The organism is Ruegeria sp. CJ6 (genome assembly GCF_056536665.1).
In genome coordinates this window covers 183,920-210,829 of the sequence record NZ_JBQFQB010000006.1, presented here as the reverse complement: position 1 = coordinate 210,829, position 26,910 = coordinate 183,920, and the positions used below count along the sequence as shown (strand labels likewise).

Annotated in this window: 25 protein-coding genes and 1 riboswitch; of the genes, 14 read left to right on the top strand and 11 right to left on the bottom strand. The window is 55.6% G+C overall.

Annotated features, from left to right (window positions below; all coding sequences use genetic code 11):
* Nucleotides 1-71: 71 nt before the first annotated feature.
* On the bottom strand, nt 72-1,160 hold the full coding sequence (locus tag ACR0BT_RS17740) for a type 2 periplasmic-binding domain-containing protein (protein ID WP_170402506.1): 1,089 nt from the start codon (nt 1,158-1,160) through the stop codon (nt 72-74).
* Between the two features lie 139 nt (nt 1,161-1,299).
* Here ACR0BT_RS17740 and ACR0BT_RS17735 point away from each other — a divergent pair, with 139 nt between their 5' ends.
* The 10 genes from ACR0BT_RS17735 (at nt 1,300) to ACR0BT_RS17690 (ending at nt 14,107) form a co-directional block, all read left to right on the top strand.
* Nucleotides 1,300-1,968, top strand: coding sequence for a response regulator transcription factor (locus ACR0BT_RS17735; RefSeq protein WP_170424968.1), 669 nt, complete (start codon nt 1,300-1,302; stop codon nt 1,966-1,968).
* The gene (locus ACR0BT_RS17730) at nt 1,965-3,332 is read left to right on the top strand and encodes a sensor histidine kinase (protein ID WP_480763734.1); all 1,368 of its coding nucleotides are present in this window, start codon (nt 1,965-1,967) and stop codon (nt 3,330-3,332) included. The genes ACR0BT_RS17735 and ACR0BT_RS17730 overlap by 4 nt, the downstream gene beginning before the upstream one ends.
* A gap of 481 nt (nt 3,333-3,813) precedes the next feature.
* Complete coding sequence (locus ACR0BT_RS17725) at nt 3,814-4,941, top strand: hydroxymethylglutaryl-CoA reductase (RefSeq protein ID WP_480763733.1); 1,128 nt, start codon at nt 3,814-3,816, stop codon at nt 4,939-4,941.
* A complete protein-coding gene (locus ACR0BT_RS17720) occupies nt 4,938-5,849 on the top strand; it encodes a UbiA family prenyltransferase (RefSeq protein WP_480763731.1) in 912 nt (303 codons plus the stop codon). The genes ACR0BT_RS17725 and ACR0BT_RS17720 overlap by 4 nt, the downstream gene beginning before the upstream one ends.
* Nucleotides 5,846-8,302 carry a PEP/pyruvate-binding domain-containing protein gene (locus ACR0BT_RS17715; protein WP_480763730.1) on the top strand — a complete coding sequence of 819 codons (2,457 nt, stop codon included), beginning with the start codon at nt 5,846-5,848 and terminating at the stop codon, nt 8,300-8,302. The genes ACR0BT_RS17720 and ACR0BT_RS17715 overlap by 4 nt, the downstream gene beginning before the upstream one ends.
* Entirely contained in the window at nt 8,295-9,395 is a 1,101-nt protein-coding gene (locus ACR0BT_RS17710; RefSeq protein WP_480763728.1) for a BtaA family protein, read from the top strand. Before ACR0BT_RS17715 ends, ACR0BT_RS17710 begins: the two co-directional genes overlap by 8 nt.
* Nucleotides 9,392-10,723, top strand: coding sequence for a hypothetical protein (locus tag ACR0BT_RS17705; RefSeq protein ID WP_480763727.1), 1,332 nt, complete (start codon nt 9,392-9,394; stop codon nt 10,721-10,723). Before ACR0BT_RS17710 ends, ACR0BT_RS17705 begins: the two co-directional genes overlap by 4 nt.
* The gene (locus ACR0BT_RS17700) at nt 10,720-11,565 is read left to right on the top strand and encodes a hypothetical protein (RefSeq protein WP_480763726.1); all 846 of its coding nucleotides are present in this window, start codon (nt 10,720-10,722) and stop codon (nt 11,563-11,565) included. The genes ACR0BT_RS17705 and ACR0BT_RS17700 overlap by 4 nt, the downstream gene beginning before the upstream one ends.
* The gene (locus tag ACR0BT_RS17695) at nt 11,558-12,979 is read left to right on the top strand and encodes an AMP-binding protein (protein WP_480763725.1); all 1,422 of its coding nucleotides are present in this window, start codon (nt 11,558-11,560) and stop codon (nt 12,977-12,979) included. Before ACR0BT_RS17700 ends, ACR0BT_RS17695 begins: the two co-directional genes overlap by 8 nt.
* A 504-nt stretch (nt 12,980-13,483) precedes the next feature.
* The gene (locus ACR0BT_RS17690) at nt 13,484-14,107 is read left to right on the top strand and encodes a transglutaminase-like cysteine peptidase (RefSeq protein ID WP_255611833.1); all 624 of its coding nucleotides are present in this window, start codon (nt 13,484-13,486) and stop codon (nt 14,105-14,107) included.
* Between the two features lie 105 nt (nt 14,108-14,212).
* Here ACR0BT_RS17690 and ACR0BT_RS17685 read toward each other — a convergent pair whose 3' ends face one another.
* The gene (locus ACR0BT_RS17685; protein WP_170663599.1) at nt 14,213-14,896 is read right to left on the bottom strand and encodes an energy-coupling factor ABC transporter permease; all 684 of its coding nucleotides are present in this window, start codon (nt 14,894-14,896) and stop codon (nt 14,213-14,215) included.
* A 76-nt stretch (nt 14,897-14,972) separates the two neighbouring features.
* A riboswitch (cobalamin riboswitch) is annotated at nt 14,973-15,185 on the bottom strand.
* Between the two features lie 215 nt (nt 15,186-15,400).
* On the opposite strand from ACR0BT_RS17685, the gene ACR0BT_RS17680 reads away from it, so the two are divergent.
* On the top strand, nt 15,401-16,063 hold the full coding sequence (locus ACR0BT_RS17680) for a L,D-transpeptidase (protein WP_170392745.1): 663 nt from the start codon (nt 15,401-15,403) through the stop codon (nt 16,061-16,063).
* A gap of 41 nt (nt 16,064-16,104) precedes the next feature.
* Here the strand turns inward: ACR0BT_RS17680 and ACR0BT_RS17675 are convergent, their stop codons facing one another.
* Nucleotides 16,105-16,377 carry a hypothetical protein gene (locus tag ACR0BT_RS17675; protein WP_480734780.1) on the bottom strand — a complete coding sequence of 91 codons (273 nt, stop codon included), beginning with the start codon at nt 16,375-16,377 and terminating at the stop codon, nt 16,105-16,107.
* Between the two features lie 186 nt (nt 16,378-16,563).
* Between ACR0BT_RS17675 and ACR0BT_RS17670 the strand changes: the two genes are divergently transcribed.
* Nucleotides 16,564-18,906, top strand: a complete 2,343-nt coding sequence (locus ACR0BT_RS17670; RefSeq protein WP_480763724.1) for a heavy metal translocating P-type ATPase — start codon at nt 16,564-16,566, stop codon at nt 18,904-18,906.
* Between the two features lie 192 nt (nt 18,907-19,098).
* On the opposite strand, the gene ACR0BT_RS17665 is transcribed toward ACR0BT_RS17670, so the two are convergent.
* From ACR0BT_RS17665 to ACR0BT_RS17630, 8 genes are all read right to left on the bottom strand, one after another.
* The gene (locus tag ACR0BT_RS17665; protein WP_480763723.1) at nt 19,099-20,994 is read right to left on the bottom strand and encodes a penicillin acylase family protein; all 1,896 of its coding nucleotides are present in this window, start codon (nt 20,992-20,994) and stop codon (nt 19,099-19,101) included.
* Between the two features lie 23 nt (nt 20,995-21,017).
* Nucleotides 21,018-21,209, bottom strand: coding sequence for a hypothetical protein (locus ACR0BT_RS17660; protein WP_170391782.1), 192 nt, complete (start codon nt 21,207-21,209; stop codon nt 21,018-21,020).
* A 76-nt stretch (nt 21,210-21,285) separates the two neighbouring features.
* Nucleotides 21,286-22,653: a M23 family metallopeptidase gene (locus ACR0BT_RS17655; protein WP_170625042.1), complete on the bottom strand. Its 1,368-nt coding sequence runs from the start codon at nt 22,651-22,653 to the stop codon at nt 21,286-21,288.
* Complete coding sequence (locus ACR0BT_RS17650) at nt 22,650-23,276, bottom strand: SCO family protein (RefSeq protein WP_480763722.1); 627 nt, start codon at nt 23,274-23,276, stop codon at nt 22,650-22,652. Before ACR0BT_RS17650 ends, ACR0BT_RS17655 begins: the two co-directional genes overlap by 4 nt.
* Nucleotides 23,276-23,755: a copper chaperone PCu(A)C gene (locus ACR0BT_RS17645; RefSeq protein ID WP_170508625.1), complete on the bottom strand. Its 480-nt coding sequence runs from the start codon at nt 23,753-23,755 to the stop codon at nt 23,276-23,278. The genes ACR0BT_RS17650 and ACR0BT_RS17645 overlap by 1 nt, the downstream gene beginning before the upstream one ends.
* An 18-nt stretch (nt 23,756-23,773) precedes the next feature.
* On the bottom strand, nt 23,774-24,433 hold the full coding sequence (locus ACR0BT_RS17640; protein ID WP_480763721.1) for a DsbA family protein: 660 nt from the start codon (nt 24,431-24,433) through the stop codon (nt 23,774-23,776).
* Complete coding sequence (locus ACR0BT_RS17635) at nt 24,430-24,852, bottom strand: disulfide bond formation protein B (RefSeq protein WP_480763720.1); 423 nt, start codon at nt 24,850-24,852, stop codon at nt 24,430-24,432. The genes ACR0BT_RS17640 and ACR0BT_RS17635 overlap by 4 nt, the downstream gene beginning before the upstream one ends.
* Nucleotides 24,853-24,857: 5 nt before the next feature.
* Nucleotides 24,858-25,457, bottom strand: coding sequence for an SCO family protein (locus ACR0BT_RS17630; RefSeq protein WP_480763719.1), 600 nt, complete (start codon nt 25,455-25,457; stop codon nt 24,858-24,860).
* A gap of 177 nt (nt 25,458-25,634) precedes the next feature.
* Here ACR0BT_RS17630 and ACR0BT_RS17625 point away from each other — a divergent pair, with 177 nt between their 5' ends.
* Together ACR0BT_RS17625 and ACR0BT_RS17620 are read left to right on the top strand one after the other, a co-directional pair.
* Nucleotides 25,635-26,063: a MerR family transcriptional regulator gene (locus tag ACR0BT_RS17625; protein ID WP_170392752.1), complete on the top strand. Its 429-nt coding sequence runs from the start codon at nt 25,635-25,637 to the stop codon at nt 26,061-26,063.
* A 97-nt stretch (nt 26,064-26,160) separates the two neighbouring features.
* Nucleotides 26,161-26,910, top strand: coding sequence for a transglutaminase-like domain-containing protein (locus tag ACR0BT_RS17620; RefSeq protein ID WP_480763718.1), 750 nt, complete (start codon nt 26,161-26,163; stop codon nt 26,908-26,910).

The window sequence follows — 26,910 nt, the reverse complement described above, 5'->3', positions numbered from 1 at the left end:
CCTTTCATATACTGTCTTGTGTTTAAAAAAGCGCGCACCCGACATTGGGGTGCGCGCTGTGGTGTGTGGGCTTAGTTCAGCTCGACACCATAGGCTTCTTTGAGCCAGTTCAGAACGTAGCCTTTGGCATTGTCGTCGACGTTTGTCGCGGTTTGCAGCGCCGCCTTGGAACCGTCGCCCACAAATACCGGGTACTTACCGACGCGTTTGGACGAAATATCAGCAAAGTCGCCGCGCTCGGTCACAGCCTGAAACGCTGCGGTGTAGGCGTCGACCACTTCCTGTGGTGTATCACCAGGCAGAAAAGCCAACTTCTGAACCGGGAAACCCGCGACAAAGAACGCTTTCCAAGCGTCCCACGCCTCGCCACTGGTTTCACAGCCATCCGTTGCCTCGCAAACCTCTTTGAAGGTTGGAATATCAGGGAAGGTCGGGTCGCGGACGATGTTTCCATCGGCATCCAGCGCCCCCCAGGTCATCATCGGCACAGCCTGACCGGCCTCAACCAGCGGGGCCGATCCACCCAAATAGCCGGATGAGGTCTGATAGTCGATGTTAGCTTCGCCACGTTCGAACATCAGACGACCATCGCCACGGCCTTTGATGCCAAAGACTGGCTCAACGTTCATACCCAGCATTTGCCATGCCAACAGCGGCACGAGATCCAGACGCGTTGCGCCCTGCGAGCCGTAGATGAAGTTCGTGTCTTTCAACGCATTTGCGGAGCCATCAAACTTGGCACCATCTTCTGCGTTCAGATAGGCGACACCTCCTGTCCCGGACGCCATAACCGGGATCCAGTCGTTGTATTCATAACGCACGCGCGGATCGCTCAGCAGATAAGGGAATTGAGTTGAACCGGAAGTGCCGAACAACAAGGTTCCATCATCGTGGCTTTGTTCCTGGAACCAGTTTGCGCCTTTGGTCGAACCAGCACCCGGCATGAACTTCACGACCACGGTCGGTTGACCCGGAAGAGCTTCGGACAGAAGCGGCGCAAAGAAGTTGGCCCATTTAGCCGAACCACCCGTTTCCGAGAACGGGATGACCCATTCGATGGTCTTGCCCGAGAAATCAACCTCGGCAGCGGCAGGTGCAGCGATACCGGCGGCGGCGATCAGCCCCACGACGGCGCGACGGGTGAAGTTGGAAATGGTCATTGGTTCCTCCCTGTTGACCAGACAATCACGTCATCGCCCCCGGCGCTACCGTGATCGCAAATAGAACTGTGGGGTTGATTCCCCCTCCCATCTGGCAATCATGGAGCGCCAACCTTGCGCGAAACTTGCGGGAGACCCGATGCGGATCGTCATAGTCGAGGACAATGAGCCACTCGCCAATGCCATTGCTTATCGCCTTCGTGACCGAGGTCATGCGGCGGATATACTGACTGACGGAGATGCGGCTGACCTGTACCTTCAACAAGAAGGCGCGGATTTGATCGTTCTGGATATCAACCTACCCGGCCGGTCAGGGTTGGACATCCTGAGGTCGCTTCGCGAACGTGGTGACAGTGCGCCCGTGATCCTGCTAACAGCGCGCACCGAAACAAGCGACCGGGTGACCGGTTTGGATATGGGCGCAGATGACTATCTGGTCAAACCCTTCGAAATGGACGAGTTAGAAGCACGCGTCCGAGCACTTTCTCGGCGCAAAGAACTTGACTACGGAGCGCGGGAGAGCATCGGTAGCCTCGAATTCGACCGCGCATCGCGTCAGGTTAGTGTTCAGGGCGAAGTCATGGATATACCACGGCGGGAAATAGCGGTGCTTGAATGTCTGTTGGAGCGTCGGGGCAGAATTGTTCCTAAAAGCCAACTCACAGATTATGTCTATGGCGTTGGGGCCGATGTCGATGACTCAGCTGTTGAACCTCATGTGTCGCGGTTACGAAAACGCCTTCAAAATCTCGGCATTAAGATCAAGACAGCGCGCGGTCTGGGGTACCTTCTTGAGGTGCAGAAGTGATCAGGCACGGCTCCCTCAGGCTACGACTCTTCATTCTTATCCTGACACCCTTGGTGTTGCTTGCGATCCTTCTTGGGCTTTGGCGCTTTATGATTGCCCAGGAAACGGCTCAGGAGCTGTTCGACGACAGCCTGCTATCTGCCGGTCTTGCAATTTCACGAGATGTCGCGATTTCAGGAGGTGACGCACTTTCGCCCACCACGCGCAGCTTGATCCGCGACGCGTCGGGCGGAGAGATCTTTTATCATGTTACGGGCCCGGGTGGCATCTACGTGACTGGCTATGCATACCCTCCGGCACCCGCGAACCCGTCTGCTCAAGAGGCGAACAGGCCGCAGTTTTTCGAAGCACTCTATCGCGACGAGCCGGTACGAGTTCTTAAGCTGACAGAACGTGTGACCATAGAAAATCTGATAGGAGATGCGACGGTCACAGTTTGGCAACGTATGGCGGATCGCAACGCGTTTGCAAATGAGCTGTCAATCCGCGCAGGAATTCTCATGGGAATCCTACTTGCCACTCTGGCATTTGTGGTATGGTTCGGAGTTGCTCGCGGCCTGCGGCCCCTCCTGGATTTACAGGACGCAATCGACCTGCGCTCCCCAGATGACCTGAGTGAGATCAAACGCCCTGTACCGGTCGAAGTTCAAGGTGTCGTCAAAACCTTGAACCGACTCTTTGGACAGGTGGAAAAAAGTATCAATGCCCATCAGGTGTTCATATCCGAAGCGGCACATCAGCTACGTAACCCTGCGGCCGCCGTTCAGTCGATGGCCGAAGCGCTTCGAGATGCGAAAACCGATGAAGACCGCGATAAACGCATCATCGAGCTTGTCGCAGCGGCAAAGAACTCAGCAACAGTCGCTGAACAACTGCTATCACTTGAACGGCTCAGGCAACCGACGCACCAAGATCAAATGGTTGAAATTGATTTCCGCTCGGTTGTCGAAGAAGCCTGCGCAGAAATGGGAGTTCACATTCTTGCAAAAGGCATCGAGTTTGATGTCACGATGCCCGAGACGGCGGTCATAGTATCAGGTGATCAGGTGTTTCTAACTGAAGCTCTAAAGAACCTGTTAGACAATGCTGTTAAGCACGGTGGCGCTAAACTAAGCCGCATTTCAGTCGTCCTGCGTTCTGACGGCGGAAACGTTAGGCTTACTGTCGCTGATGACGGCGCTGGCCTTTCGCCCGACCAAAGCGAAGCTGCATTTAGTCGGTTCTCCCAGCTGGAATATTCCGAAGGCAGTGGTCTGGGTTTGTCAATCGTCTCTGCGGTGGCGCAGCGCCACGACGGATCAGTCTTAATCAACCAGGTCGAAAGAGGAGCGAGCGTTACGCTTGAGCTTCCGATAATCCTTTGAATTGTTTCGTTTTTGACAAATCCGGCCCCTATCAGGATTGAAATACACTATTTAAAATTGCTGCGAATGTAGGTTTTCCGCGTCCTTTTTGCTGCGACTGAGATGTTCACTAAACGTGCCGGCCCCGCGTGAGTTGGGGGCCCGCATTGGCGATGCGTGTCGTGCCAAGATCATCGTCCTCAGGCCTACCGGTAATTTCAACTGCGACAAATGCGAGACCCTTTAGGATCAAACACTTGATCGATGAACATTTGACTGGATTTCGATCAAACGACTGATAACTTGCCTCGCAGCGGTTTTTGGTTGCAACAGCGTTGCACAGAAAATCTATTGGAGCGCGCTATTGGTAATTCCGTTTCATGTCCGGGAAATGCTTCAACGCATAAAAGCACGATTTGATGCTGACCAGATACCTCAGCAGATGGCGCCAAGCGATGCTGAGTTTTCAACCTTACGCCCATCTCGCAAGCCGACCAAGGAGATGGTCGCACGATTCTGGGAAAAGTTGAAACCAACGGCCAGCGACAAGGATCAGGCACAAATTGCAGATTTGGCGGCTATCGAAGATGCCGAAACCTATGGCGCCAATATCGAGAATTTCATCGGGACGGTTAAGCTTCCAGTCGGGGTTATTGGCCCCTTACGCCTGAACGGAATGAACGCCAACGGCGATTTTCATGTCCCCCTCGCAACAACCGAGGCAGCGCTGGTCGCATCTTATGCCCGGGGCGCCTACGCCGCCACTCGGTCGGGCGGTATCAGTACCGCTGTTTTATACGAAGGCGTGCTGCGGACCCCGGCCTTTGTGTTCGATAGCCTGCTAAGAGCGGGGCAATTTGTGGATTGGGTGGTGACCAATGTTGACAGGCTCAAATCTGCGGCCGAAGCGACGACCCGTCATGGCAAGCTTGTATCGCTGGAGCCATTCATTGACACCAACGTCGTTTTCCTGATTTGCCGCTATACCACTGGTGATGCTGCAGGTCAGAACATGGTGACCATCGCCACCGACGCCCTTTGCCATGCAATCGCGGATAGCTGTCCTGTTGCGATTGAGAACTGGTATGTCGAAGGTAATTTCTCGGGCGACAAAAAGGCCTCGGCGCTGGGGTTGGTGACGGGGCGCGGGCGTAAGGTCAGCGCCTCGGTTACGCTGCCGGCTGAGATTGTCGAAAAGACGCTGGGCACGACGGTCGAGGCGATGCTGGACTATGGCCGCGTCGCCAATCTGGGCGCACATTTGTCTGGCCAGTTTGGCGCACAGGCGCATTATGCCAACGGGCTGGCTGCGTTCTATATCGCAACCGGACAGGACGCGGCCTGCGTTGCCGAAAGTGCAATGGGCGTCACGCGTATGGAACCTAGGGGCGGCGATCTATTCTGCTCGGTTACGCTTCCGAATATCCTTGTCGGCTCGGTTGGCGGCGGAACCGGTTTGCCAAGCCAGGCAGCAGCGCTGAACATACTCGGTCTACGGGGCAGCGGGTGTGGCACGGCTTTGGCCGAAGTTGCTGCGGCCACGTGCTTATGCGGCGAAATCTCCATTGTCGCCGCGATTGCTGCCGGTCATTTCACCCGCGCCCATGAAAGTCTGGCCCGCCACAGATGAGCTTTCAGAACCGATTTTGGATTTACCAATCCGAGCGCTTTCCGCTTAAGAAAACCGTCCCCCTGCTGCTGGTGTTTTCTTCGGCCAGCATTTGTGTGTCTGCCCGTCTGGCAGACCGCCCCTTGCCCGAGTGGCCTGCCTTTGCCGCCGGATTTGTGCTGGCCATGGCGCTGTTCTTCCAGATGCGGGTCTGTGACGAGTTCAAGGACGCCGAGGATGACCGACGTTACCGACCCAACAGGCCAATCCCACGCGGATTGGTCTCACCAGGCGAAGTTTTGAGCTTGGGCTTATTGACCATTCCACTTGCACTTGCGGCTTCCTGGTTCTGGCACCCGTCGGTTTTGTGGCTGTTGGGCGCGGTTTGGATCTGGCTCGCTGCGATGACAGTTGAATTCGGTGTCCCGGCCTGGCTGAAGGCCCGGCCGGTTCTGTACCTGCTAAGCCACATGGCAATCATGCCCTTGATCGATCTATTGCTGACTGGCCTCGAATGGCTGCCGGCAGGCGGCGCAGCACCCTCACTATGGCTGTTCCTGGCGTTGTCCTTTGCGAATGGATGCGTCCTTGAGATCGGGCGGAAATTGTGGGCGCCCGAAAACGAGATTGAAGGGGTCGACACCTATTCCTCCAAATGGGGTCCGCGTATGGCGGGACGTATCTGGATCGGCTGCGTTCTGCTATCCTACGCGCTTCTCGTCGGCACAGGAAGCGCCACCGGAGTTGGCTGGCCAAGCGCCCTGATCGGCGCGCTGGCGCTGGTCTCCTGCGGGGTTGCTGCATTCCACTACAGTCAGACACCCACTGTGAAAGCACAAAACAGGATGGACACTGTTTCCGGTCTGTGGGTATTTTTCTGCTATGCCACGGCTGGTTTCCTACCCTACCTGATCGGAGCCGTAGCATGACTTTCATCGTCGACCAAATGGATGCCAACGACATCTCTGTGGTTGGAGGCAAAGCGGCAGCCCTGTCGCATCTGACACAGCACGGGTTTTCCCCGCCCGCATTCTTTGTCATCACAAATGACGCGTTTCGTATGGGGCAATCGGGCCCGATCGCGCAAAAAGGCCTGCGACCGGCGGTGTCCACCGCGCTTGAAACACTCGGGTCCGGGCCTTACGCGGTACGCAGTTCTGGCCAGTCCGAAGATGGCGTGGACCACAGCCATGCAGGACAGTTCGCAACGGTCCTGAATGTTCCCGGCAGGAGTGTGATCGCGGCGGCCAAGCAGGTTTGGCAATCCGGTTTCTCATCAACGGTCGAAACCTACCGCGCGGTCAAATCCGGTGGCGAGGCCGAGGCCCCCGCGATCATCGTGCAACGCATGATCGATGCCAAAGCGGCCGGTGTCGCCTTTTCTGCCGATCCGGTCAGTGGCCGGCGCGATGTGGTCGTGATCTCAGCGATTGACGGGCTTGCAGAGCAGCTTGTATCGGGGGAAGCGGACGGAGAAGACTGGGTCATCGATGCAGATGGCGTACCGGAAAGCGCTCCTGACGCCCCTGCACATTTGACCGTCACGGAGGCGCGATCCATCGAGGCCCTCGCCCGAAAGGCCGAGGCGTTATTCGGTTCTCCTCAGGACATCGAATGGGCCATTGATGCGCAAGGGCTGCATATTCTGCAGGCCCGCCCGATCACCACGGCCCTGCGCCCTGCCCCGCTCGAAGATCAGACGCTTACCATTTTCGACAATTCCAATATCGTCGAAAGCTATCCGGGCATCGTCAGCCCGCTGACTTATTCCTTTGCCCTGCACGTGTATTCTCAGGTATATCGAGCTTTCGTTAGGCTGCTGGGCGTGTCCCGGCACACGGTCGCGCTGAACCCCACTGTGTTTGACAATTTACTGGGGCGGGTGGACGGGCGCGCCTATTACAATCTGATCAACTGGTATCGCGCGCTGGCGCTTTTGCCCGGGTTTTCACTGAACCGCGACTATATGGAAACGATGATGGGCGTTTCTGAACCGATGCCGCGTGAGGTCACGGATGCTCTTGCCCCACCCCCCACCACCGGCTGGCGCAAGATCGTGGAGTACGCGAAACTGGCCAAGGTTGCGGGCGGCCTGATCTGGCAGGCCATCCGCCTACCGCAGACCCGGCGTGATTTTTACCGTAGGCTGAACGACATATTACAGACGGGGCTGAACGTGGATGCCTCTAACGCGACCCAACTGGCTGCGGAATACCGGCGCATTGAAAGCACTCTGCTGGATCGGTGGGATGCCCCGCTGATCAACGATTTCCTGTGCATGATTGCCTTTGGCGGCTCGCGCAACCTGCTGCAAAAGTGGCTGGGCGAGGCCGGGTTGAGCCTGCACAACGACCTCATGATCGGGCAAGGTGATATCGTTTCGGCGGAACCCGCGCAACGCATCGCCCGGATGGGAGAGTTGGTTCGGCAGGCAGGGCTTGCCGCTCCTTTGAAGGCCAATGCAAATCTGTCGGTTTTGTCAGGACACCGACAAATCGCAGCCGAGGTTGATGCGTATCTTGAGAAGTTCGGCGACCGGTGTACGGAAGAGCTCAAGCTGGAAAGCGTACCGTTACGCGATGACCCGACCAGTCTGTTGCTGGCCATTGCAGCCAGCGCTGAACGTCCACCTTCCGGGCGTCAGGACGGCGATGAACCGGACTGGAAGGCTCTGTTTCCGTCAAACCCACTCAAACGGTACTTCGCCAAATGGATTTTGGGCTGGACCAAGGCGCGGGTGCGCGACCGAGAAAACCTGCGCTTTGAACGCACGCGCATATTTGGTTATGCGCGGCGCGTGTTTCTGGGCATCGGCCGCGAATTCGCTGCGCGTGACCTGCTTTCATCGCCAAAGGATGTATTCTTCCTGACAACACATGAAGTTCTCGGAGCAGTCGAAGGTTATAGCCTGTCACCCGATCTGAAAGGCATCGTTGCGCAGCGCAAACTGGAAGACGAAGCCTCGTCCCGACGCCCAGATCCGCCGGAACGCATCGAAATCCGTGGCCCCGCCATCGCGCCGGTCTGGTCCGAGAGCGCAGAAGCCGAGGTGGACCCTGCACGGATGAAGCAGGGCACGGGCTGTTCCGCAGGTCAGATCAAGGCGCGCGCGCGCGTGATCCGCGACCCGCGCACCGAGGCCTTAAACCCCGGAGATATACTCGTGGCGCGCCACACCGATCCGGGCTGGATCGCCGTATTCTCGAACGCATCCGCCATCGTCGTCGAACGGGGATCTCTGTTGTCACATTCTGCGATTGTCGCACGCGAACTAGGTATCCCCTGCGTGGTTGGCTTGAAAGGCGCCACCAACTGGATCGAAGATGGCGAGATGATCCGGGTCGACGGGGCAAGCGGCGCGGTGGAGCGGTGCGATGGATAGCAGTGAGATTGAGAAAAAGGCGGATTTCGACCATATCCGCTATGCCCAACTGTGGGAAGACGCGGATGTTCTTACCTCCGCCCTGGGCGATTGTGCGGGCAAGACATTGGTCTCCATCTGCTCTGCCGGGGATAATGCGCTGGCAATGCTAACACTCGATCCCGCGCGCATTGTCGTTCTGGATCTTTCACCGGCCCAGATCGCCTGCCTTAAGCTTAGGATCGCGGCCTACAAAGTGCTGACCCATCCCGAATTCATTGAACTCACCGGCTCGCGGCGAAGTAGCCGACGGGGCGCATTGCTGAACCAGGTTTTGGAAGCCACAGATGCCGAAACGCGCGCTTTCTGGCGGACTCTGATCACGGAAGTCGAAAAACACGGCATCGGTGGCGTCGGCAAGTTCGAGCGCTATTTTCGCATCTTTCGAACTTGGCTACTGCCTCTTGTGCATTCACGCCGAACGATTGACGCAGTGTTTGTACCCCGCTCGCCCGCAGAGCGACAGTCGTTCTTCGACACACGGTTCAACACGGTGCGATGGCGTCTTTTGCTGAACATCTTCTTCTCTCGCCTCGTCATGGGTCGCATGGGCCGGGACAGTGCGTTTTTCGACCATGTCGAGGGTAGCCCGGCCCAACATGTCGCCCGCCGCATCCGTCATGCGGGAGTCACCACCGATCCCTCGCAAAATCCCTATCTGCACTGGATTCTCAAAGGCGATCATGGCGACGTGCTGCCAATGGCGTGGCGTCCCGAGCATTATGAGACAATCCGATCCCGGTTGGATCGTCTAGACATCCGCCTTGGATCGCTTGAGGCTTTTGTGTCAACCGACGAAAAAGCCAGAGGATTCAACCTGTCCGACATCTTCGAGTACATGTCGCCCGAGACCTTCCATCAGGTTTACGGGTCGATCCTGACCGCTGCGGAGCCAAATGCCCGACTAGTCTATTGGAACATGATGGCACCCCGGAGGGTTCCGCCGGAATTCAGAAACAAGGTTGAAACCCTGACCGACATCGAAACACAGCAGAAGGCCCGCGACATGGCATTCTTCTATTCGGATTTCGTCGTCGAAGAGTTTCAACCGTGACTGTTATTGGGCAGATTCTGCTGGCGGCGGGGTCGGTGCTGGCTCTGGTCGGCATAATGATGATTATACGCAATCTGGCTAATACAGCGGGCCTGAAACCCGAAGTGCAGCGCAAGCTTATGCATGTCAGCACCGGCCTCTTTGCGTTGCTGCTGCCCTGGTTGTTTCCCGATCGCTGGCCGGTTTACATGCTGATTGCGGCCACAATCCTGGTGATGCTGGTGCTGCGCCTGCCTCGTTTTTCGTCGGGTCTGGGTGCAACTTTGCATGGTGTGGATCGTACGTCCTACGGCGACTTTCTGCTCGCCCTGTCAGTTGGGCTTTGCTTTCTGCTAGCCGGGGAAAACACGCTGTTCTACATACTGCCAATCGCCGTTCTGACACTCGCGGATGCAGCCGCTGCGCTTGCCGGGACCACGTATGGAACCAAACGCTACGTGGTAGAAGATGGCGATAAGAGCTTAGAAGGATCAGTGGTGTTTTTTGTCGTAACACTATTGGTTGCGATCATCTGCTTCTTGTTCTTATCGAAACTCCCGCCATCTAACATCATGATGTTGTGCCTTATGGTTGCGGCTTTTGGCACATTGGTCGAGGCACAAAGCTGGCGCGGGTTTGACAACCTTTTCCTGCCGCTTGGCTTGTTGATTTTCCTAAACGGCCACTATTTCAGCTCTTTGGCAGAGCTCGCCCTGTTGGCCGCCATGTTCTTTGCCGCCCTTGCCAGTTTCGGCGTAGTGGGAACCAAACTGGGCCTGACCAAACATGCGACCCGTGTGTATGTTGTCGCGGTTTTTTTGCTGCTGGCCGCCGCAAAGCTGCAGAACACAGTACTGCCGATCATGGTTCTTGCCGCACATGGCTGGGCGCGTACTGCGTCGCCTTGTGACAGTAGGTACCCCGATCTGGATATCATAGCCGCCTTGGGGCTTTTGGGGTTCGGTTGGCTTGCGGCTGGAAATGCAACGGGATGGGATGCAGTTTCCTTTTTTGGGCTCAGTGCGATGGGGTTAGCTATGGGGCTCACTGCTGTGGCGCTGCGTCCCATTCCTGTTGTTATACCACTTGCTGCGGCTGTCCTTTATTTCATTCGAACTTGGGCTGTTTCCCAGAATTCTGAACAGTCGAACTGGGTCGAACCGCTGACGGTACTGGCCCTGTTCTCATTAGCTTGTTCAGCCGCAGCGCCGTTGCTCCGACCACATTGGTTCGAAAAAGATAGGGTGCTCAGGCTGACGCTGTTGGCCCTCGCGCCGCCGTTGCTTTATTACGTTTGGATCGTTGCTGGATCGCTAAGCGCTGGGTTCTTTGCCGGAGTTTTTTCATGACCAAAGAGATCATCAGAACGGCGGATGCAAAGCTGACCGTTTATCTGAACGGTCCGATCTGGGACGGCGCGCGCGCCGCGACCTTCGGCGATTTTTTGTGCAAAACGCCCGAAGCCGGTGCAGAAATCCTGCGCAAAGGGATCGAGAGGGTGCAAGATGCAGGCCTGGATCGCATCATCGGGCCGATGTCAGGCGATACCTGGCACAGTTACCGGTTCGTCTCGGACAGCGACGGGTCCGCTCCGTTCCTGATGGAGCCCACCAACAAACCGCATGAGCTTGAGGTGTTCCGATCCGCAGGATTCACCGAGATCAGCCGCTATTTCTCGGCTCGGGTGTCGCTGCGGACCGCCGCTGGATCAGCACCGCCAGTAACCGATGGTTTTGTCGTGGAAGAATGGGATGGAACAGACCCCGAGGCCCTGTTTCGTCAGGTCTTTAAACTTTCAACCCGTGCGTTCTCAAACAACGCGTTCTACAAGCCGATTGCCGAGGCAGATTTTCTGGCCATGTATATGCCAGTTGTGCCGATGATGAAGCCCGACCTGATCCTTTTTGCGCGCCGCCATGACGGGACATTGGCCGGGTTTCTGTTTGGCATTCCCAATTATGCCGAAGGCCCCAATCCGGCATCCGCAATCCTCAAGACCTATGCAAGTCTCGAACCGGGCGCCGGACGGCATCTGGCTCACCGGTTTCACAAGGCGGCGCTCAGGATGGGGTACGAAACCGCCATTCATGCGCTGATCCATGATGACAACACCTCCGCCGAGCGCAGTGCAGCGGAAGGCGCGACAATATTCCGGCGCTATACTTTGCTTGGACGGAAGCTGAATGGCTGACCTGCTGTCCCAATTCGCCACGGCGGTTAAACGGGTTCCCGACCGGACAGCCATAGTGGACGGCAAGGGCCGCGAGATCACCTTTCAAACCCTGCGCACGCGCGTTCAGCACTTGGCAGGTCGGTGGCAGGACAAGGGTATCCAGTCAGGTGATCGCGTGTTGTTGGCCATGCCTGTCAACGCGGACCTATATGCGAGTCTGGCTGCGCTTTGGACCCTTGGCGCAACCGTTGTCTTACCAGAGCCAGCCTTGGGGCTGGCCGGTCTGCGCCACGCCGCCCGAACAACGAAGCCAAAAGCGTTCTGTGCAGCGGGTGCGTATTCTTTGCTGAAGTTTCTGGTTCCGGATCTCTGGGCATTGCCCCTGCTGACGCCTGGTAAAAGCCGCAGCAACCCGGTGGCGCAAAAGGTACAACCGGACGATATCGCCCTTATTTCCTTTACCTCTGGTACAACTGGCTTGCCCAAGGCCATTCCGCGCTCACATGCGTTTCTGATGGCGCAGCACGATGCCATCGCACCCCTCCTCGACAGCCGCAAGGCCGAGCGCGATCTGGTGGCCTTTCCGGTGTTCACCCTGATCAATCTGGCGGCCGGGCGCACAAGTGTTCTGCCCAACTGGAGGTTCAGCAAGCTGGACCAATTGTCGCCCGTGCAGTTGGAAAGCTGGCTTCAAACGCAACAGATCACCCGGGCCCTCATCCCACCATCGCTATGTGAAAAACTGGTTCAATCCGAGGATACCGGTCCGTTGCACACGGTGTTCACCGGCGGCGGTCCGGTGTTTCCGAGTCTTGTCGAGGCGTTGAGAACCCGGCACAGCCTGTCGGTTGTGTGCGTTTATGGGTCGACCGAGGCTGAACCGATTGCCCATCTTGACGCCGCGGATATCACGGTGAAGGATCACCACGACATGGCTGTTGGAAGGGGTCTACTTGTGGGATACCCGGTGCCCGAAATCACGCTCCGCATCCGCGACAATGAAGTTCAGGTCGCCGGCGCACATGTGAATGACGGGTATTTGGACCCGACCCACTCGAAGAACAACAAAATCGAAGAAGGTGGTGTCATATGGCACCGGACCGGTGACGCTGGCGCGCTGGATGATGACGGGCGTTTATGGTTATGGGGGCGCGTCGGGTCCGAAATTGAAGTCTTTTCAGGTACGCTCTTCCCCTTTGCTATCGAAGTCGCGGCACAGAGATGGCCAGGTGTAGATCGATGCGCGCTCGTCAATACCAAAGCAGGCCCCACACTTTGCGTCCAAGGTTCCGCGGATCACATCGACGATTGGACTAAATCTGCGCTTGGTTTTGGCGTTCCAAATGTGATTTCGATTAAGAACATCCCTATGGACAAGCGTCATGCCTCCAAAGTCGATCGTACGAAACTTGCACGCATCATAGAAACCTGACGCAATATGTCTCGTAGGCCACTGAACCTGCCCAACTCATCGCTCCCGTCGCTGTGCGCGTTAACAGAGGACTGAGTGTAGCGACGAAGTCATTGTTTTAGAATTTCCAATCAAAACCTGCACACCTTGGTCAGGGGAAATCTGCAATTGCCAGTTACATCTGGCCGCATGAAACATATAATCGCAGATACACTGTTAGGGTGCGCCCCGGCGAACGGTTGATACCCATTTCATTGCACAAAGATGTTCAGCTTGACGCGTCATCCAAATCCGCCACAAACCTCAAGCGTTTCTAACCCAGGACTACTAGCCGGCTTTCTTCTATGCCGCTGCAAGAATCTCAATTAAGCTCACCCACATAATCACGACTAATAACTGCGCGCTCGCGAACTTTGCTGCTCTGCATTTTAAATTGAATAAGCTGTTGTAATGCGTCGATGAACATAAAAGATTGAAATAGAGTTCTCTTGGCTCGGTAGCTTCAGATACCCAGGAGAAACGAGTATGGGGAAAGCAGATATGACAAAACCTACTTCCGCTCAGAAAAAACTTTCGGAACGGTTACCAGTTTATCTATCGTTGGCCTGTATCATATGCAGCTACCTTGTCTCCGCCGCTTCATTGCAAGCTTCTGAGCTTCCCTGGATCAAACTAGATAGAGAGGTTCAGGCGCCATCGGGCGCCAAATCACTCTGCAAAGATTATTCGTGGGCGTGCGCGAATACTCGTACTTCTGGTCTGCCAGAAGCGCAGGAGAAACAGATCGTTAAAGCGATTAACTTGCGCGTCAATCGGAGGATCCGCGCCGTTTCGGATCAAAACCAATACGGGACAAAGGAATACTGGACGCTACCAATGCAGGGGTCAGGGGATTGCGAAGATTTCGCTTTGCAAAAGAAGTTTGAACTAATGCAGAACGGCTTGGATCCTACGAAGCTACTTATTGCAACTGTCTTAGACACCAATCGCAGTGGCCATGCAGTTTTAGTTTATCGCTCGAGTGAAGGCGATTTGATTCTGGACAATGTCACCAACAGGATCAAATCGTGGAAGGAAACGAGGTATCTTTTCCTACGAATACAGGACCCAAATCACCCTGATCGTTGGGTACAGGTTTCTAGCGGCTAAAAACAATGTGGCGCGCCCTCGAGACGCGCCACAATAAAATTTTGGTCCTGCGACTACTGGTTGTTTCGCGGCAACCCAAGTTTAGGACACCGCTTCAAACTTTGGTCAAGCTTTCGCAGCGTTGTACAAACGCGGAGTCACCAGACCTGTACTGTTCAAACCGCGCATTGCCTTGGCTGCCGCAAGCACTGCCAGATCAGCAATCGGCTCAATGACGATTACCAGCATATAAGCGCCGCCAAAGGACAGAACCGACGCCATGGTTTCTGCGCCGAAACCCTGGCCGTAGAAGGCCCAGAACCCAACCCATGCGACTACTCCTCCCTGATACGTCGCACTTAGGGCAAGAGCTTGGCTATATTTGAGGTCAACATATGCTGTGCCGGGTGCGATGATGCGGCTGGCCAGTGCTTGTAGCGCAAATAGCGGCACCAGCAGAGTGGTCAGGTTGATGAAGTACTGCGGAAGATCGAACGGGGCAAAAAACACACCCTGAATCAGGAGACCAGCTGCCAATCCAAAAGCCGCGGGTGCAGCACCGAGAAGCAGAAACAGCGTCGACCCCAGGATGAAGTGGACTTCAGAGACACCAACCGGGAAATGCGGCAGGACTTCGAAGAAAAGGAAAACCCCAACGGTGGCGAGCACCGAGCGCATAACAAAAGATGCAGGTCCATTCGCTCGCAATGTGGAAAACGTTTCTTTCGCTGCGTAAGTAGCCGCACCTGCGGCGGTAACATAGGAAAGCGCGATTTTGGCACCATTCACGATGCCCGGTTCGATATGCATGTTCTTTCTCCCTACCGCCTCACCCGGCGGCTTGTCAGGTTGAATCGACCGTAAGGCCGACAGGTTCAGTCTGGGCATAGCCCGGCGCTTTACGGCAGGTCTCCTGACTCGCGGGTGCTCGCTCCGCCAACCTTCCCGGTTCCATTACGAACCAGTGGTGTCTTGGCATCGCTCTCCGCTCACAGTTGCGGGGGCAGTTACGGAATTGGCGCCATTGAAAACACCGAACCGTATTCCCTTTTAATCCTTTTGGCTTCAGCCATCAGGAACCGAAAACAATTCACCGCTACAATGGCGGCTTCGCCTGTGTCAATTGTCTTTGCGACCTATTCCAATGTAAACTCGACCGAAGCAGGATTCACGCAACCGGTCACTTGATCGACAGGGTAAACCAAGCGTTACCTGAAACCTCTTGAAGCTCTAGCTGCTAGAGGCTTTAAGATTCGGATTAATTCGCGATAGTGCGATCCAAATACGTTAAACTTGTGAACCAGGACGAGACCTATGCTTACAAGGCGCCATTTCATTCAATCCACCACAGCGCTGTTCTCGGCGTCTGCGGCCAGTCCATTGATCGCCAAAACCTGGCCAACCGCATCGCAGAAGACCTATTGGGACAGTCAGGTCACGCCAATTGGTTACGATCCAATGACCTCAAATCCGTGGGGTGTTCATGACCGTTTTTTACCAAGACGCGTCGCGGCAAATGATGGTTTGGTTCCAGGTGACATCCATGTGGATGCCGTCGCGCGCTATCTCTATCATATCGAAGAAGACGGGACCGCAATGCGCTATGGCGTAGCGATCGCGCGTGGGAATCTTTACGAGCCCGGCACCTATGTTATCCGCCGAAAGGTCGAATGGCCACACTGGACACCAACCGCTTCAATGATCGAGCGCAACCCCGAATACGCGGAATTCCGGAATGGCATGGAGCCCGGGCCGAATAATGCTCTCGGCTCTCGTGCCCTTTATCTATACGTTGGAGACCGAGACACATATCTCAGAATTCACGGCACGCCTGAGCCAAGAAGCATCGGCGGTCGCGCAAGTTCTGGATGTGTGCGAATGATCATGGCTCATATCAATGACCTCTACCCAAACGTGAAAACCGGCTCGACCGCTTTCCTATACTCTGCCGAAGATAGCGTCACAGCCCGCTCATGAATATTGGGCAGCGTACATGGACGTCGCTGCCCTCATTTCGATCAGGCGTCGCGCGCAATGCAGATCGGAGCGCCATTCGTCGCGCGCAATGGTACCAATGTCGTCTCGACAGGTCCGCTGTGCTCATACCAAAAGCAATTATCTTCTGGCAAAAGGCGTGCCGTGGTCAAATCCTGCGCCGGCCCTGCCAGCGCTACGACCGAATCTGGCACGTTGCCTGGTTCAAGTGCTTTGCTTTTGGCCCCAGTGAACTGGGCTGAGCAACCAGCCGTAATCGAGACTAACGTGATGGTAATTGCGATCTGTTTCTGCATTGATCTGTTCCAAATTTTTTGCGTCATCTGCAATTAGATTGCATCCACACGGCCGGCCCGCAAGACGAAATGAACTAACAATATCGCAGGCAAAGAACCCGGATGAAAAAAATATAAAAGGTATTGAAGCTCTAGTTACTGTAGGAACTATTTACAAAGGACCATAGAGATTCTTGAGGTCCAATCATGTCATCCGATACCCATAGCCACGACCATGGCCACGAAAACAAACATGGTCACCACGCATGCGGTAGCGGCGGGTGTGGCGACATCGCCCCCGCCGGTCCAATTCCTGAAGGTGGTAGAAGCTTTCAGGTCTCTGGCCTTGATTGCGCCGAAGAGGTGGCGATCCTGAACCGTGTCGTCGGCCCGAAAGCAGGTGGCGAAGAGCATCTTGCATTTGATGTGATCAACGGTCGGATGACACTTCTTGAAAGTGCTGCCAAGTTATCTGACGAAGATGTCATGATGCTGGTTGCCAGTACTGGTATGACCGCCAAACCATGGGATGACGGAAATGCCGCCCAGGACCAGGCGGCGCATATTGCACGTCAGCGGCGGTTCACCACTCTTAGCGGAGGGTTTTGGGCAGCGGGTTTTGGCTGGCACATTTTCGAAACCGGCATGGGCGGTGCGCTCGGGCTGTTCTCGGGACATGGTGAGGTTCCGATGCCTTTGCCCGAGGCAGCTTTGTTCGCGGTCGCGATCTTGTTTGGCGTCTGGCTGGTGGCCCCTAAGGCCTGGTCTTCGGCGCGTCGACTTTCGCCGGATATGAACCTTTTGATGGTTGTTGCCGTCGCTGGTGCCATCGCTCTGGGTGAGTTTTTTGAAGCCGCAACTGTAGCATTTTTCTTCTCGCTCTCTCTTTATCTGGAAAGCTGGAGTGTCGGACGTGCTCGGAACGCGGTATCCGCGCTGCTTGATCTGGCCCCCCCGACGGTTCGGCTGGTTCGTGCTGACGGTTCTGAGGCAACGGTCCCGGCGGCGGATGTCTTTGTCGGTGACAGCTTCATCGTTCGGGGTGGGGATCGCATTCCACTTGACGGGGAAGTCATCGAAGGGGCTGGTGCCGTTGACCAGGCTCCAATCACAGGTGAAAGCGCGCTGATTCCCAAAGAGCTGGGTGATGAGGTCTATGCCGGCACAATCAATGGTGAAGGCACCCTCAAAATACGTGCGACGAAAACAGCGTCAGACACCGTGCTTGCCAAGATCATCCGGATGGTCGGTGATGCTCATGCGCGCCGCGCGCCGGTTGAGCAGTGGGTTACAAAATTTGCGCGGATCTATACGCCCATCGTTATGGTCGTCGCAGTGGCCATCGCCCTGATCCCGCCGCTTGCATTTGGCGCATCGTGGGGCTTCTGGTTTTACAATGCGCTTGTTCTGCTGGTTATCGCCTGCCCCTGTGCGCTCGTAATTTCCACACCGGTTTCAATCGTTGCGGCTTTGACCGCTTCGGCCCGGGCTGGGGTTCTGATTAAGGGCGGCGCATATATCGAGGCCCCCGGGCGTACCACCGCACTGGCCATGGACAAGACAGGCACGATCACCATGGGTGAGCCTGAAGTGGCCAATGTCTATCCGCTGGGCGCCGCATCCGAGCAGGAGCTGTTGGCGAGCGCTGCCAGCCTTGAGGTTCGGTCTTCACACCCGCTGGCCCGCGCCATTTTGACCCGGGCAGAACAGACCGACATTTCGATATCGGCGGCTGAAGACATCCGAACCGTTCCCGGTCGTGGTCTGGAAGGCCGTACCGAGCGTGGAGATATCTGGCTTGGCTCCGACCGCTTCGCTGTAGAGAAAGGCTTTGGCGCGTCCATCCCTGCCGAGTTGCGCAACCAAATCGAAAACGCGGGAAGCACACTTGTTGTTGTCGGGGATGAGAACGGGTTAACCGGTTTGCTTGAGCTGCGGGACCGCATTCGACCCGAAGCCCGAAGCATCGTTGCCCGGCTTCATGCGCAGGGCGTGGAGTCAATCATCATGCTGACTGGTGACAACGAACAAACAGCGAGAGCGGTAGCAGCCGAAGTCGGCATCGACGAAGTCCGGGCCCAACTTCTGCCGGAGGACAAAGTCGCTGCGATTGAGGAACTGGCAGAACAGCACGAGATGGTTGCGATGATCGGCGATGGCGTCAACGACGCGCCTGCGATGGCTCGGGCACATTATGCAGTTGCGATGGGTGCAGTTGGATCTGATGCTGCTATTGAGACTGCAGACATTGCTCTGATGACTGATGACATCGGCAAAGTACCCTGGCTGATCGATCATTCACGTCGAACCATGTCGATCATCCGTCAGAACATCGGCTTCTCACTTGCGACCAAAGCACTGTTTGTGACCCTTACCGGTTTTGGATTGGCATCAATGTGGGGTGCAATCGCCGCAGATGTCGGAGTGTCCTTGCTGGTCGTGGCTAACGCCTTGCGGCTTCTGAAAGCCTCGGAGGGTAACGTACACTCAACAGGAACAGAAACCGTTGGAACGCCAGGTGAAAATGCTGAATTGGCGCATGGGCAGTAATCAGGCGCGCGGGACCTAAGATTGCGTGTGCTGTGGGATGCCCACTGAAATCAGCATCCCACAGCCGATTTTCGCAATCTATCACTGTGGCGTGGTGCCCGATATATCAATCAGTCCTGGGCTTTGTGTGGCATTTCATCCTGAAGATGAGGGACATTGACACTGATCAGGTTTCCCGGCGCCGCACTTTAATCAGTCAACTTCATCCTGAATGTGGGGGGTTAGTTTGGATCGCCCCACTGCCCCACCCTCTGCTACTGCCAGATCCATTGTCATCATCCTATAATCACCGCGCATCCATGAAGAAAACAAATTCTTGTAGAACCGCGAAAGCGGGTGTCCCGACTGCCCGGATGGTGACAGGAAAAAGAAGCCTTTGTCTTCTGAAACAGACATGACGGCCTGAAAATTCGTGCCGATATTTGTTGCAAACGGTTTTTCGTCAGACATCCCGAATTGAGACGAGAGCAATGAATAAGGTCCTCCGGACTTCGGTTCCCGCACAGATAACAACCCATTGAGGAATCCGGCTGGGCTAACCGCAGACCAATCCAGATTCACAACGTGTTCAGATCCCCAGCTCCACGAAGAAAGGTCGAGACCGTAGCGCTCGGTTATCCAGACGAGCGCATCGTCGAGTGCGAGAACGATCCACTCGTCGCAGGTTTCGACACGAGTTGAGGTGCGATTGTCACACCACATCGCGGCCTCGTCTCTATTTGAAAGAACCGCGGCAAGAAAATATGGATTCGGATTGGTCCACAAATCACGCGCCGCAGGAAATTCATCCTGTAGAAATCGGCGTTGCAAAGCACGCGTCCATGCCCAGAATATCAATGGCTCCGGCGAAAAACGATCCATTTCACCGTTCCATTCAGCTAAGCGGTTCAAGGCATCCTCTCGGATTCCATCGAGCGGGTCGTCGGTTGCGGGGATCATGGGTTCAGAACGCCACAAGTCCGCTGCCATCAGAGGCAACAAGCTACGCGCTGCTGAACTAACGGTATCTTGTTGTACCGCCATAACACCATCAACTGAAAAAACGCGTTGGCGCGCATCAAGTTCTTTGAGCCTTTGCTGCCGAAGCAGGATTGCATCTTCATCGGAGATGCCCGGCCAGGTCATGACGTCTTCTTTGTCAATAACGACGGTCTCCAACCCGAACAGAGGCATTTCAGAGATCAACTTCACGGCGTCTTTTGCGGTGACTACCTGTGTCAGTCGGTAAAGAGTTTTCAAAAAGATATCGCTATCTACCCATTCGGATGTGCCGTTTTGCAATTCAGGTTGCCCGGCATTTGAGTCCAAGGCCCAAGCAACGTCATTTGAACGACCCAGAACAACGAACGGCACGCCGGGCAAAGTCACCCCTGCTACTGCCCCCGAGGGAAATTGAAGATCAGCCATGTACCAGGTTGATGGGAGCGAAAGCGGCCCGCTAGCCTCGACCGCGAGAATTGGGGAATTGGAAACCGTTCGTTCACTGGTCAATGCCCAGGCTCCCAGCCGAGCTTTTGGCGTGTTCATGATCAATCCAGGTGTTTTCGGTCTGTCGCCTGGAATTGACGCGCCGCCACTCTCTGTCTCCCGCAGAATGTCTAGAAACTGTTGAGTTATTCTGAGACTATCCTCTGGCCGCCAGGCCATGATTTTCTTTTCATCGTACAACAACAGTTCTGGTGCCCCCCGGCCACGCCGGCCTTTTGACACCTCCCCGATCCAGGCATTGACACCGGCTGCATAGGCAATCAGCATTTCAGACAAAACTGGATCTATATCGCGATATCGCGGAACTGGTACTTTACCAGAAGCGGACCGTCGTTCCCTTAACATCTGACCCAATCTATCCTGCGCATGAACGAAACCAAGTGCGAAATAGGCATCGGACGGGGATGAAGCCGAGATATGTGGGATCGCCATAGAGTCCCTCAGGACGTCCACAGAATCTTTCAAACCCTCTAACCTAAAATCTTCCTCATAGTCCGGAAGAGAAGCCAGCATGAGATATGTAGCCGTGACGAAACAGACGGTAGCGATGAACAGGGCTGCAAGAACCAACCCAAGCACAATCCTGAGCAGCGCTTTCAATTTCAACCACCATTCGGATCAGCCTAGGAAATCAGACGCACAACTGCGATCGACAGAAAGAACGCAATCAGGCCACAAACGATGGCGTATCCTGCAGCATACTGAAGAATATCAAGGCTGTTGCCATTCCGGCGCTTTGCCAGAACCCCACCCCAAACGGCGCCAACCAAGGCACCCGCGATTGCCATCATCTTACATCCTCTGATTTTGTTCATTTGCGGTGCAGTTCACTTCAGGCGTTCAAACCGTCAAACTGATAGCCGCGCGTCTGAAGGCGTTCTGAAAGAACTCTCACGAGTTAGCTTCGCGTTTCTTGGCAGTGAGATCGCCCAGCTGCTTCTCAAGCTGTGCCCGTGCACTACTTAATCGCTTTTGCGCTGCTTCGTTTTCTACCTTGTCATTCGCAGCGGCAGCAAGTCGATCGTCAGAAAGCGGGTCTGTCGGGCGCCCGTCGACCAATACTTCATAATGAAGATTTGGGCCGGTCGCGGTGCCGGTCGACCCGACACGACCAACCACCTGGCCCGCCTCCACGCGCTGACCTTTGGTCAGACCATCGGCGGTTGCGCTAAGATGCGTGTATCGCGTGACCGTATCCGATCCATGAGCGATTTCGACCACACGCCCATACCCCCCGCGCCAACCAATATAAGACACGCGGCCCGGGGCCGTCGCATGCACCGGAGTACCACGTGCGGCAGCAAAATCGACACCTGTATGCATCCGAACATTTCCGTAGACCGGATGTTTTCGCCGACCAAAGACTGAACTCAGGCGCGCGCCCTCGACTGGCTGCGAGAAGACGCGAAGAAGCTCACCATCGACATAGATTGTGGCGCGGCCATTTTCGGCATCTGGCCATGCTATTTCATAAAGTTGGTCATCAACTTCCAGCGCCGCAAAAATGAGTTCTGGCTGGCCTGTTCTCTCGCCATCGATGCTCTTTTCGCGCCAGAGAAGACGGAGAGCTTCACCACCTGTCAGGTCCCTCCGAAAATCCACTGTCCCGCTCAGCATCTGCGCCAGATCCACCGCAAAGCGAACCGGGATCTTTGCGCTACTCAGCGCATTTGAAATCGAAGTTTCGATCTCTGTTTTGCGGGCCAGAATGACGGTGTCGGGTTCTGGCGAGACCACGCGCGTGGACAACGTTTCGCTGAGTATCACCTCGATTCTTACACCATCTTCCACCGCAAGCTCCACGCTCTGCGGTTGATCCGCTGCGGTTGTAACGACTGTTATCGAGTGGCCCGGGCGCAAACGCTGCAAATCATATTCAGCGCCAAGCGCAAGTGCGATTTCGGCCCGATCGGTTGCGTTGATCCCGGCTTTAGACAGCAAACTGTCGAGCGTGTCACCCAACGCAAGTTCGCGCGTCCATGTCCGTGAAGGCGGTTCAACAGGTGGCAAAGGTTCCTCTGCCTGAATGGGTTCCGGTTGAGCAGGTCGAAACGAAACGGGGCTTGGAGCGAGTTCTGCTGATGGTACGTTCAGCAACGGAGCCGATGTGATCTGCGGTTCCGCAGGAAGCTTGGGCACCGGAAAGACCGTGGGCGCAGGCGCCGTCACTTCAGACCGGTTCGAGGCAATGAACACGATCGAAGCAATTGAGACGCTGCTGATCGCAATTGCCGAGGTTGCTAGAAACCGTGCGTTCATGATGTTTTATCCGCTCCACTTTTCAAAGCACGACGGATCTTGGGCACAGCGAATTCTCTCTGCTCATGATAGTCGATGGTGCTGACAAATTCGCCTGTGGGGCTAAACAGAAATACACTTGCAGTGTGGTTCATTGTGTAGTCGCCATCTTCCATTGGAACTTTTTCATAAGTGGCGCGAAAATCGTCTGCGGCCTGAGCGATTTGGTCCGAAACGCCGACCCACCCTCGGACAGCGGGATGAAAGTAGCTGACATAGTCGGCCATAGATTCGACTGTGTCTCTTTCAGGGTCTACGGTTATGAACACGACGTTCAATTCATCCGCGTCATTGCCCAGATCATCCAGCCAGAGGGAAATATCCGAAAGTGTCGTCGGGCAAACATCCGGGCAGTAGGTAAAGCCGAAGAACACCATTGTTGCACGTCCGACGAGCGATTGCGGGGTGACGGTGGTCCCTTCGTGATCAACCATGCGAAAGTTCATGTCTGACAACGCAAGGGGACGAAGGCGATCAGATTGAGCCGCTCCCGGCCCATCCACTTGCCACCATCCGGCAAAGAGTGTCAGGCCGACTGCACCAAGTCCCGCAGCCCCGAATGTGAGAACGCGTCGCCGCTGCATCAGTTCTCGGGGCCTCGCGCAGCAATACCAAATATCGGCACGTTGACGGTCTTTTCTGTGCCATCAGCAAAGATCAGAGTCAGCGCAAAACTCTCGCCTTCGGTCATAGGGCGTTGCAGCCGCATGAGCATAGCGTGGAGCCCGCCCGGCTCAAGCGCTACGGAACCACCCGGCGCAATTTCCAGCTCGCCAGCTGGTGCCATGGAACTGACGCCCTCTGCATTGGTCGATGTCTGATGGATCTCGGGCATCATCGCAAGATCGGTGCGGATAGACGTCAGCGTGACGGCCTCATTGCCGGTGTTGCGGATCGTCATGTAAGCGGCCCCCGGCCGGTTGGTGCCGATAGACGCGCGCGACCAGGCACCTTCAACGACAACATCATCGACCCCTGCCAGTACCGGCGCCGAGAGAATGGCCGTAAAACCGAATGCACTTAGCACACCTGCCAGAAGTGTATTTTTTGCAGTGAGTCTCATAGTACCTCTCGCTACTGCTCAGCTTTGCAGTGCTGCAACTTCTGCAGCGACCAGGCGTCTCAATTCAGCCTCACCAAACGGATCCAGAGATTTGCCATTGACGAAGAATGTCGGAGTTTGCCTTATACCGACCGCTTCGACATCAGCGCGATCCTGATTGAGAACACCGACTGTCTGGGGCGCAAGCATTTGTGCCTGCGCTGCCTCGGCATCCAGTCCCGCCGCTGCTGCAATTCGAATAATAAGACCAGGCTCAGGCGCACCATGCGCGGCCCATTTGGGCTGCTCTCGCAACACGGCTTCCAGTACCGGTTCAAAGACCCCCTGCATGCGTGCCGCTTCAAGCACGCGGATCGCCTCCTCTGAGCCCTCGCCATGGAAAGGGGTGTACCGGATCACAACGCGCACGGCGTCTCCATGCTGTGCCATGATGTCCTTCACGACCGGATGAAAGGCGCGGCAGGCTTCACAAGCCGGATCGAAAAATTCGACGATTGTAACCGGTGCGTCCTTTGGGCCGAGAACAGGCGAGTAAGAACGGATAAGTGTTTCAGCGATTTCGGGTGCAACAGGCTCGGTATTGCCTGAAGCAGTCGTTCGGTTCACGTACCAGGCGGCAGTTCCGAAACCGGCACCACCAAATGCGAGAACGGACAAAATCAGGGCTCGTCTGTTCATACTTGTTTCTCCTTGAGTGAAAGGGCGCACAGAACGCCGATTAGCACGAATGAAACTAGCGCCATCAGCGGAATCGGGATGCCCAAAACAGATTGATTTGCGTCGGTGCAGGACGGACCACTCGCCGAGCATGGTTGGATTTTTTCGGGGATCAGGCCAGCATACAGGCCCATGTGCCACAAGGCGACAGCAGCGCCCCCCAATGCCAGTACTATTCCGTAGCGGCCTACGTTCTGGTCCTGCCACCACAGGCCAAGCCCCAGTACGATCGCCAATGGGAACATGAACGCACGCTGGAACCAGCAAAGCACACAGGGCGTCTGCCCCAGGATCTCTCCAATGAACAGAACAGAAAGAGACGCAACCAGGGCAAGCGCCCAGGCCAGGCCGAGAAGTGTATCTTTGGAAAACCGGGACATGGTGCTCAGAGTCTTTGTTTCAGATCCGCAAGAATTTCTTCGGCTGGCGTGCCATATGACCAGGACTGAACGAATCCAGCGTCCTTGTTGAACAGAAACAGATGAGAGGTATGCCCCATCGTATACCCGTCCGGTGCAGTAGCTTGTTCGATCCGTTCGTAGAAAATCGGAAAGGTCTTGGACGTCTCCGCAATCTGTTCCGGCGTGCCTGTAAGCCCAATGATCCCCGCATCGAAAAGTGGCACATACTCGGCCAGCACGGCCGGAGTGTCGCGCTCGGGGTCGATGGATATGAAGATAGGTTGCACTTGGGTTGATTGATTTCCCAGACCTTCCTGCACTGCTGCCACCTCGGACAGTGTTGTAGGGCAAACGTCGGGGCAGTTGGTGAAACCGAAAAACACCAACATCCACTTGCCTGCAAAGTCGTTCTGGGTGCGGACAACACCAGAGTGATCTGTCAGTTCGAACCTGGCTTCGAACGGAACAGACCCCTCCTCAATCCGCGCAGGTCTATATTCTGACCACAGCATCAGATAGGCAAATGCCGCCGTTGCGACACCAGCCAGTACCCATAAGATTTTTTGAAATACGGTCAGTTTCAAAGTTAGCCGTCCGCCTGTGATTCTTGGTTCAGAACGGCATGTACACCCTCTACCTGCTAGAGGTTCAAAGGGGATTTTGAGCCTGCGGCTGGGTGTCACAGGTCCAACGTCTGGAAGGTGCTATTGTGCGGCGTCAACCCGAGCCTACATAAGCTGTAGCTTTGAAAGGAGACCCAGATGCTGACGATCGGAACGCTTGGAAAAAAGACCGGAACCAAGGTTCAGACGATCCGCTACTACGAGCAGATCGGACTTATGCCGGAACCGGGGCGCACCGAAGGTGGCCAGCGGCGTTATGGCCATACCGAACTGGATCGCCTGGCTTTTATCCGTCACGCCCGCCAATTGGGGTTTTCGCTTGAGGCGATACGCGAACTGCTTGATTTGTCCGACGATCCGGATCGCCCATGTCATGAAGCCGACAGTATTGCGCGCCGACAACTCAAACAGATTGAGCAAAGAATGGCGCGGCTAGAAGCGTTGCGAACCGAGCTGGAGCGCATGGTGCATGAATGCAGTGGCGGCAACACCTCGGATTGTCGTGTACTCGAAGTTCTACGCGATCATTCCGAATGTCTTACTGATCACGAAGACATCGGCGCGTAACCCTGGGCAGCGTTGTTGCGAACTGGAAATAGCCTCTTGAAGCTACAGTCACTGTAGCAATTACAAGTCTTTCTGAGTTGATTCGACGAGAGACCAAATGCTGAACCGAGACCCGTTGTTAACCGCCACACCTCTGCTTGATTTTGAAACACCCGCAATTTTGGGACTCATAACGGAACGGCGCTGGCCCGATCTGCCTGTCTCGGATCGAATTGGCGCTATTTATGATTTCGTGCGTAACGAGATTGCCTTTGGTTACAACCGTGCTGACGATATCCCGGCTTCAGAGGTGCTCGCTAACGGCTTTGGGCAATGCAATACCAAGGGCACGCTTTTGATGGCACTGTTTCGCGGCAGCGGTATTCGATGCCGTTTGCATGGCTTTATGATCCACAAAGAGTTGCAGAGGGGTGTGGTCCCCGAATTGATTTATCCGCTGGCGCCAGAAGAAATCTTGCATTCGTGGGTCGAAGTTGAAGTAGGCGATCGTTGGGTCAACCTCGAAGGATTTATTCTGGATCAGCCATACCTGGAGGCGTTGCAGCGTAACTTTGCAGAAACAGAAAGCCTGTGCGGTTACGGGGCGGGCACCGGTTGTTTGAGCGACCCTCAGGTCGAATGGGAAGGTCGTGACACGTACATTCAGAAAACCGGCATCGTGCAGGATTTTGGCGTTTTTGATACTCCGGATGCGTTCTATGCTGACCATGCGCAAAGTTTCGGGAGCATTCGTGGTTGGCTCTATCGCTTCATATTCCGCCACTGGATGAACGCGCGCGTACGTTCCTTCCGCAATGGGAAGCTGAAGGCTCGAATGGCCGCCACGCATACACACGGAAATGCATAG

What these genes read in the sequence shown, in the direction of transcription:
- ACR0BT_RS17695 (WP_480763725.1), top strand. Translation starts at nt 11,558, where the DNA reads ATGGCTGACCTGCTGTCCCAATTCGCCACGGCGGTTAAACGGGTTCCC.
- ACR0BT_RS17635 (WP_480763720.1), bottom strand. Translation starts at nt 24,852, where the DNA reads ATGTCCCGGTTTTCCAAAGATACACTTCTCGGCCTGGCCTGGGCGCTT.
- ACR0BT_RS17710 (WP_480763728.1), top strand. Translation starts at nt 8,295, where the DNA reads ATGGATAGCAGTGAGATTGAGAAAAAGGCGGATTTCGACCATATCCGC.
- ACR0BT_RS17675 (WP_480734780.1), bottom strand. Translation starts at nt 16,377, where the DNA reads ATGCAGAAACAGATCGCAATTACCATCACGTTAGTCTCGATTACGGCT.
- ACR0BT_RS17645 (WP_170508625.1), bottom strand. Translation starts at nt 23,755, where the DNA reads ATGAGACTCACTGCAAAAAATACACTTCTGGCAGGTGTGCTAAGTGCA.
- ACR0BT_RS17640 (WP_480763721.1), bottom strand. Translation starts at nt 24,433, where the DNA reads ATGAACAGACGAGCCCTGATTTTGTCCGTTCTCGCATTTGGTGGTGCC.
- ACR0BT_RS17720 (WP_480763731.1), top strand. Translation starts at nt 4,938, where the DNA reads ATGAGCTTTCAGAACCGATTTTGGATTTACCAATCCGAGCGCTTTCCG.
- ACR0BT_RS17735 (WP_170424968.1), top strand. Translation starts at nt 1,300, where the DNA reads ATGCGGATCGTCATAGTCGAGGACAATGAGCCACTCGCCAATGCCATT.
- ACR0BT_RS17660 (WP_170391782.1), bottom strand. Translation starts at nt 21,209, where the DNA reads ATGAACAAAATCAGAGGATGTAAGATGATGGCAATCGCGGGTGCCTTG.
- ACR0BT_RS17725 (WP_480763733.1), top strand. Translation starts at nt 3,814, where the DNA reads ATGGTCGCACGATTCTGGGAAAAGTTGAAACCAACGGCCAGCGACAAG.
- ACR0BT_RS17685 (WP_170663599.1), bottom strand. Translation starts at nt 14,896, where the DNA reads ATGCATATCGAACCGGGCATCGTGAATGGTGCCAAAATCGCGCTTTCC.
- ACR0BT_RS17620 (WP_480763718.1), top strand. Translation starts at nt 26,161, where the DNA reads ATGCTGAACCGAGACCCGTTGTTAACCGCCACACCTCTGCTTGATTTT.
- ACR0BT_RS17680 (WP_170392745.1), top strand. Translation starts at nt 15,401, where the DNA reads ATGCTTACAAGGCGCCATTTCATTCAATCCACCACAGCGCTGTTCTCG.
- ACR0BT_RS17715 (WP_480763730.1), top strand. Translation starts at nt 5,846, where the DNA reads ATGACTTTCATCGTCGACCAAATGGATGCCAACGACATCTCTGTGGTT.
- ACR0BT_RS17740 (WP_170402506.1), bottom strand. Translation starts at nt 1,160, where the DNA reads ATGACCATTTCCAACTTCACCCGTCGCGCCGTCGTGGGGCTGATCGCC.
- ACR0BT_RS17625 (WP_170392752.1), top strand. Translation starts at nt 25,635, where the DNA reads ATGCTGACGATCGGAACGCTTGGAAAAAAGACCGGAACCAAGGTTCAG.
- ACR0BT_RS17650 (WP_480763722.1), bottom strand. Translation starts at nt 23,276, where the DNA reads ATGCAGCGGCGACGCGTTCTCACATTCGGGGCTGCGGGACTTGGTGCA.
- ACR0BT_RS17690 (WP_255611833.1), top strand. Translation starts at nt 13,484, where the DNA reads ATGGGGAAAGCAGATATGACAAAACCTACTTCCGCTCAGAAAAAACTT.
- ACR0BT_RS17670 (WP_480763724.1), top strand. Translation starts at nt 16,564, where the DNA reads ATGTCATCCGATACCCATAGCCACGACCATGGCCACGAAAACAAACAT.
- ACR0BT_RS17700 (WP_480763726.1), top strand. Translation starts at nt 10,720, where the DNA reads ATGACCAAAGAGATCATCAGAACGGCGGATGCAAAGCTGACCGTTTAT.
- ACR0BT_RS17655 (WP_170625042.1), bottom strand. Translation starts at nt 22,653, where the DNA reads ATGAACGCACGGTTTCTAGCAACCTCGGCAATTGCGATCAGCAGCGTC.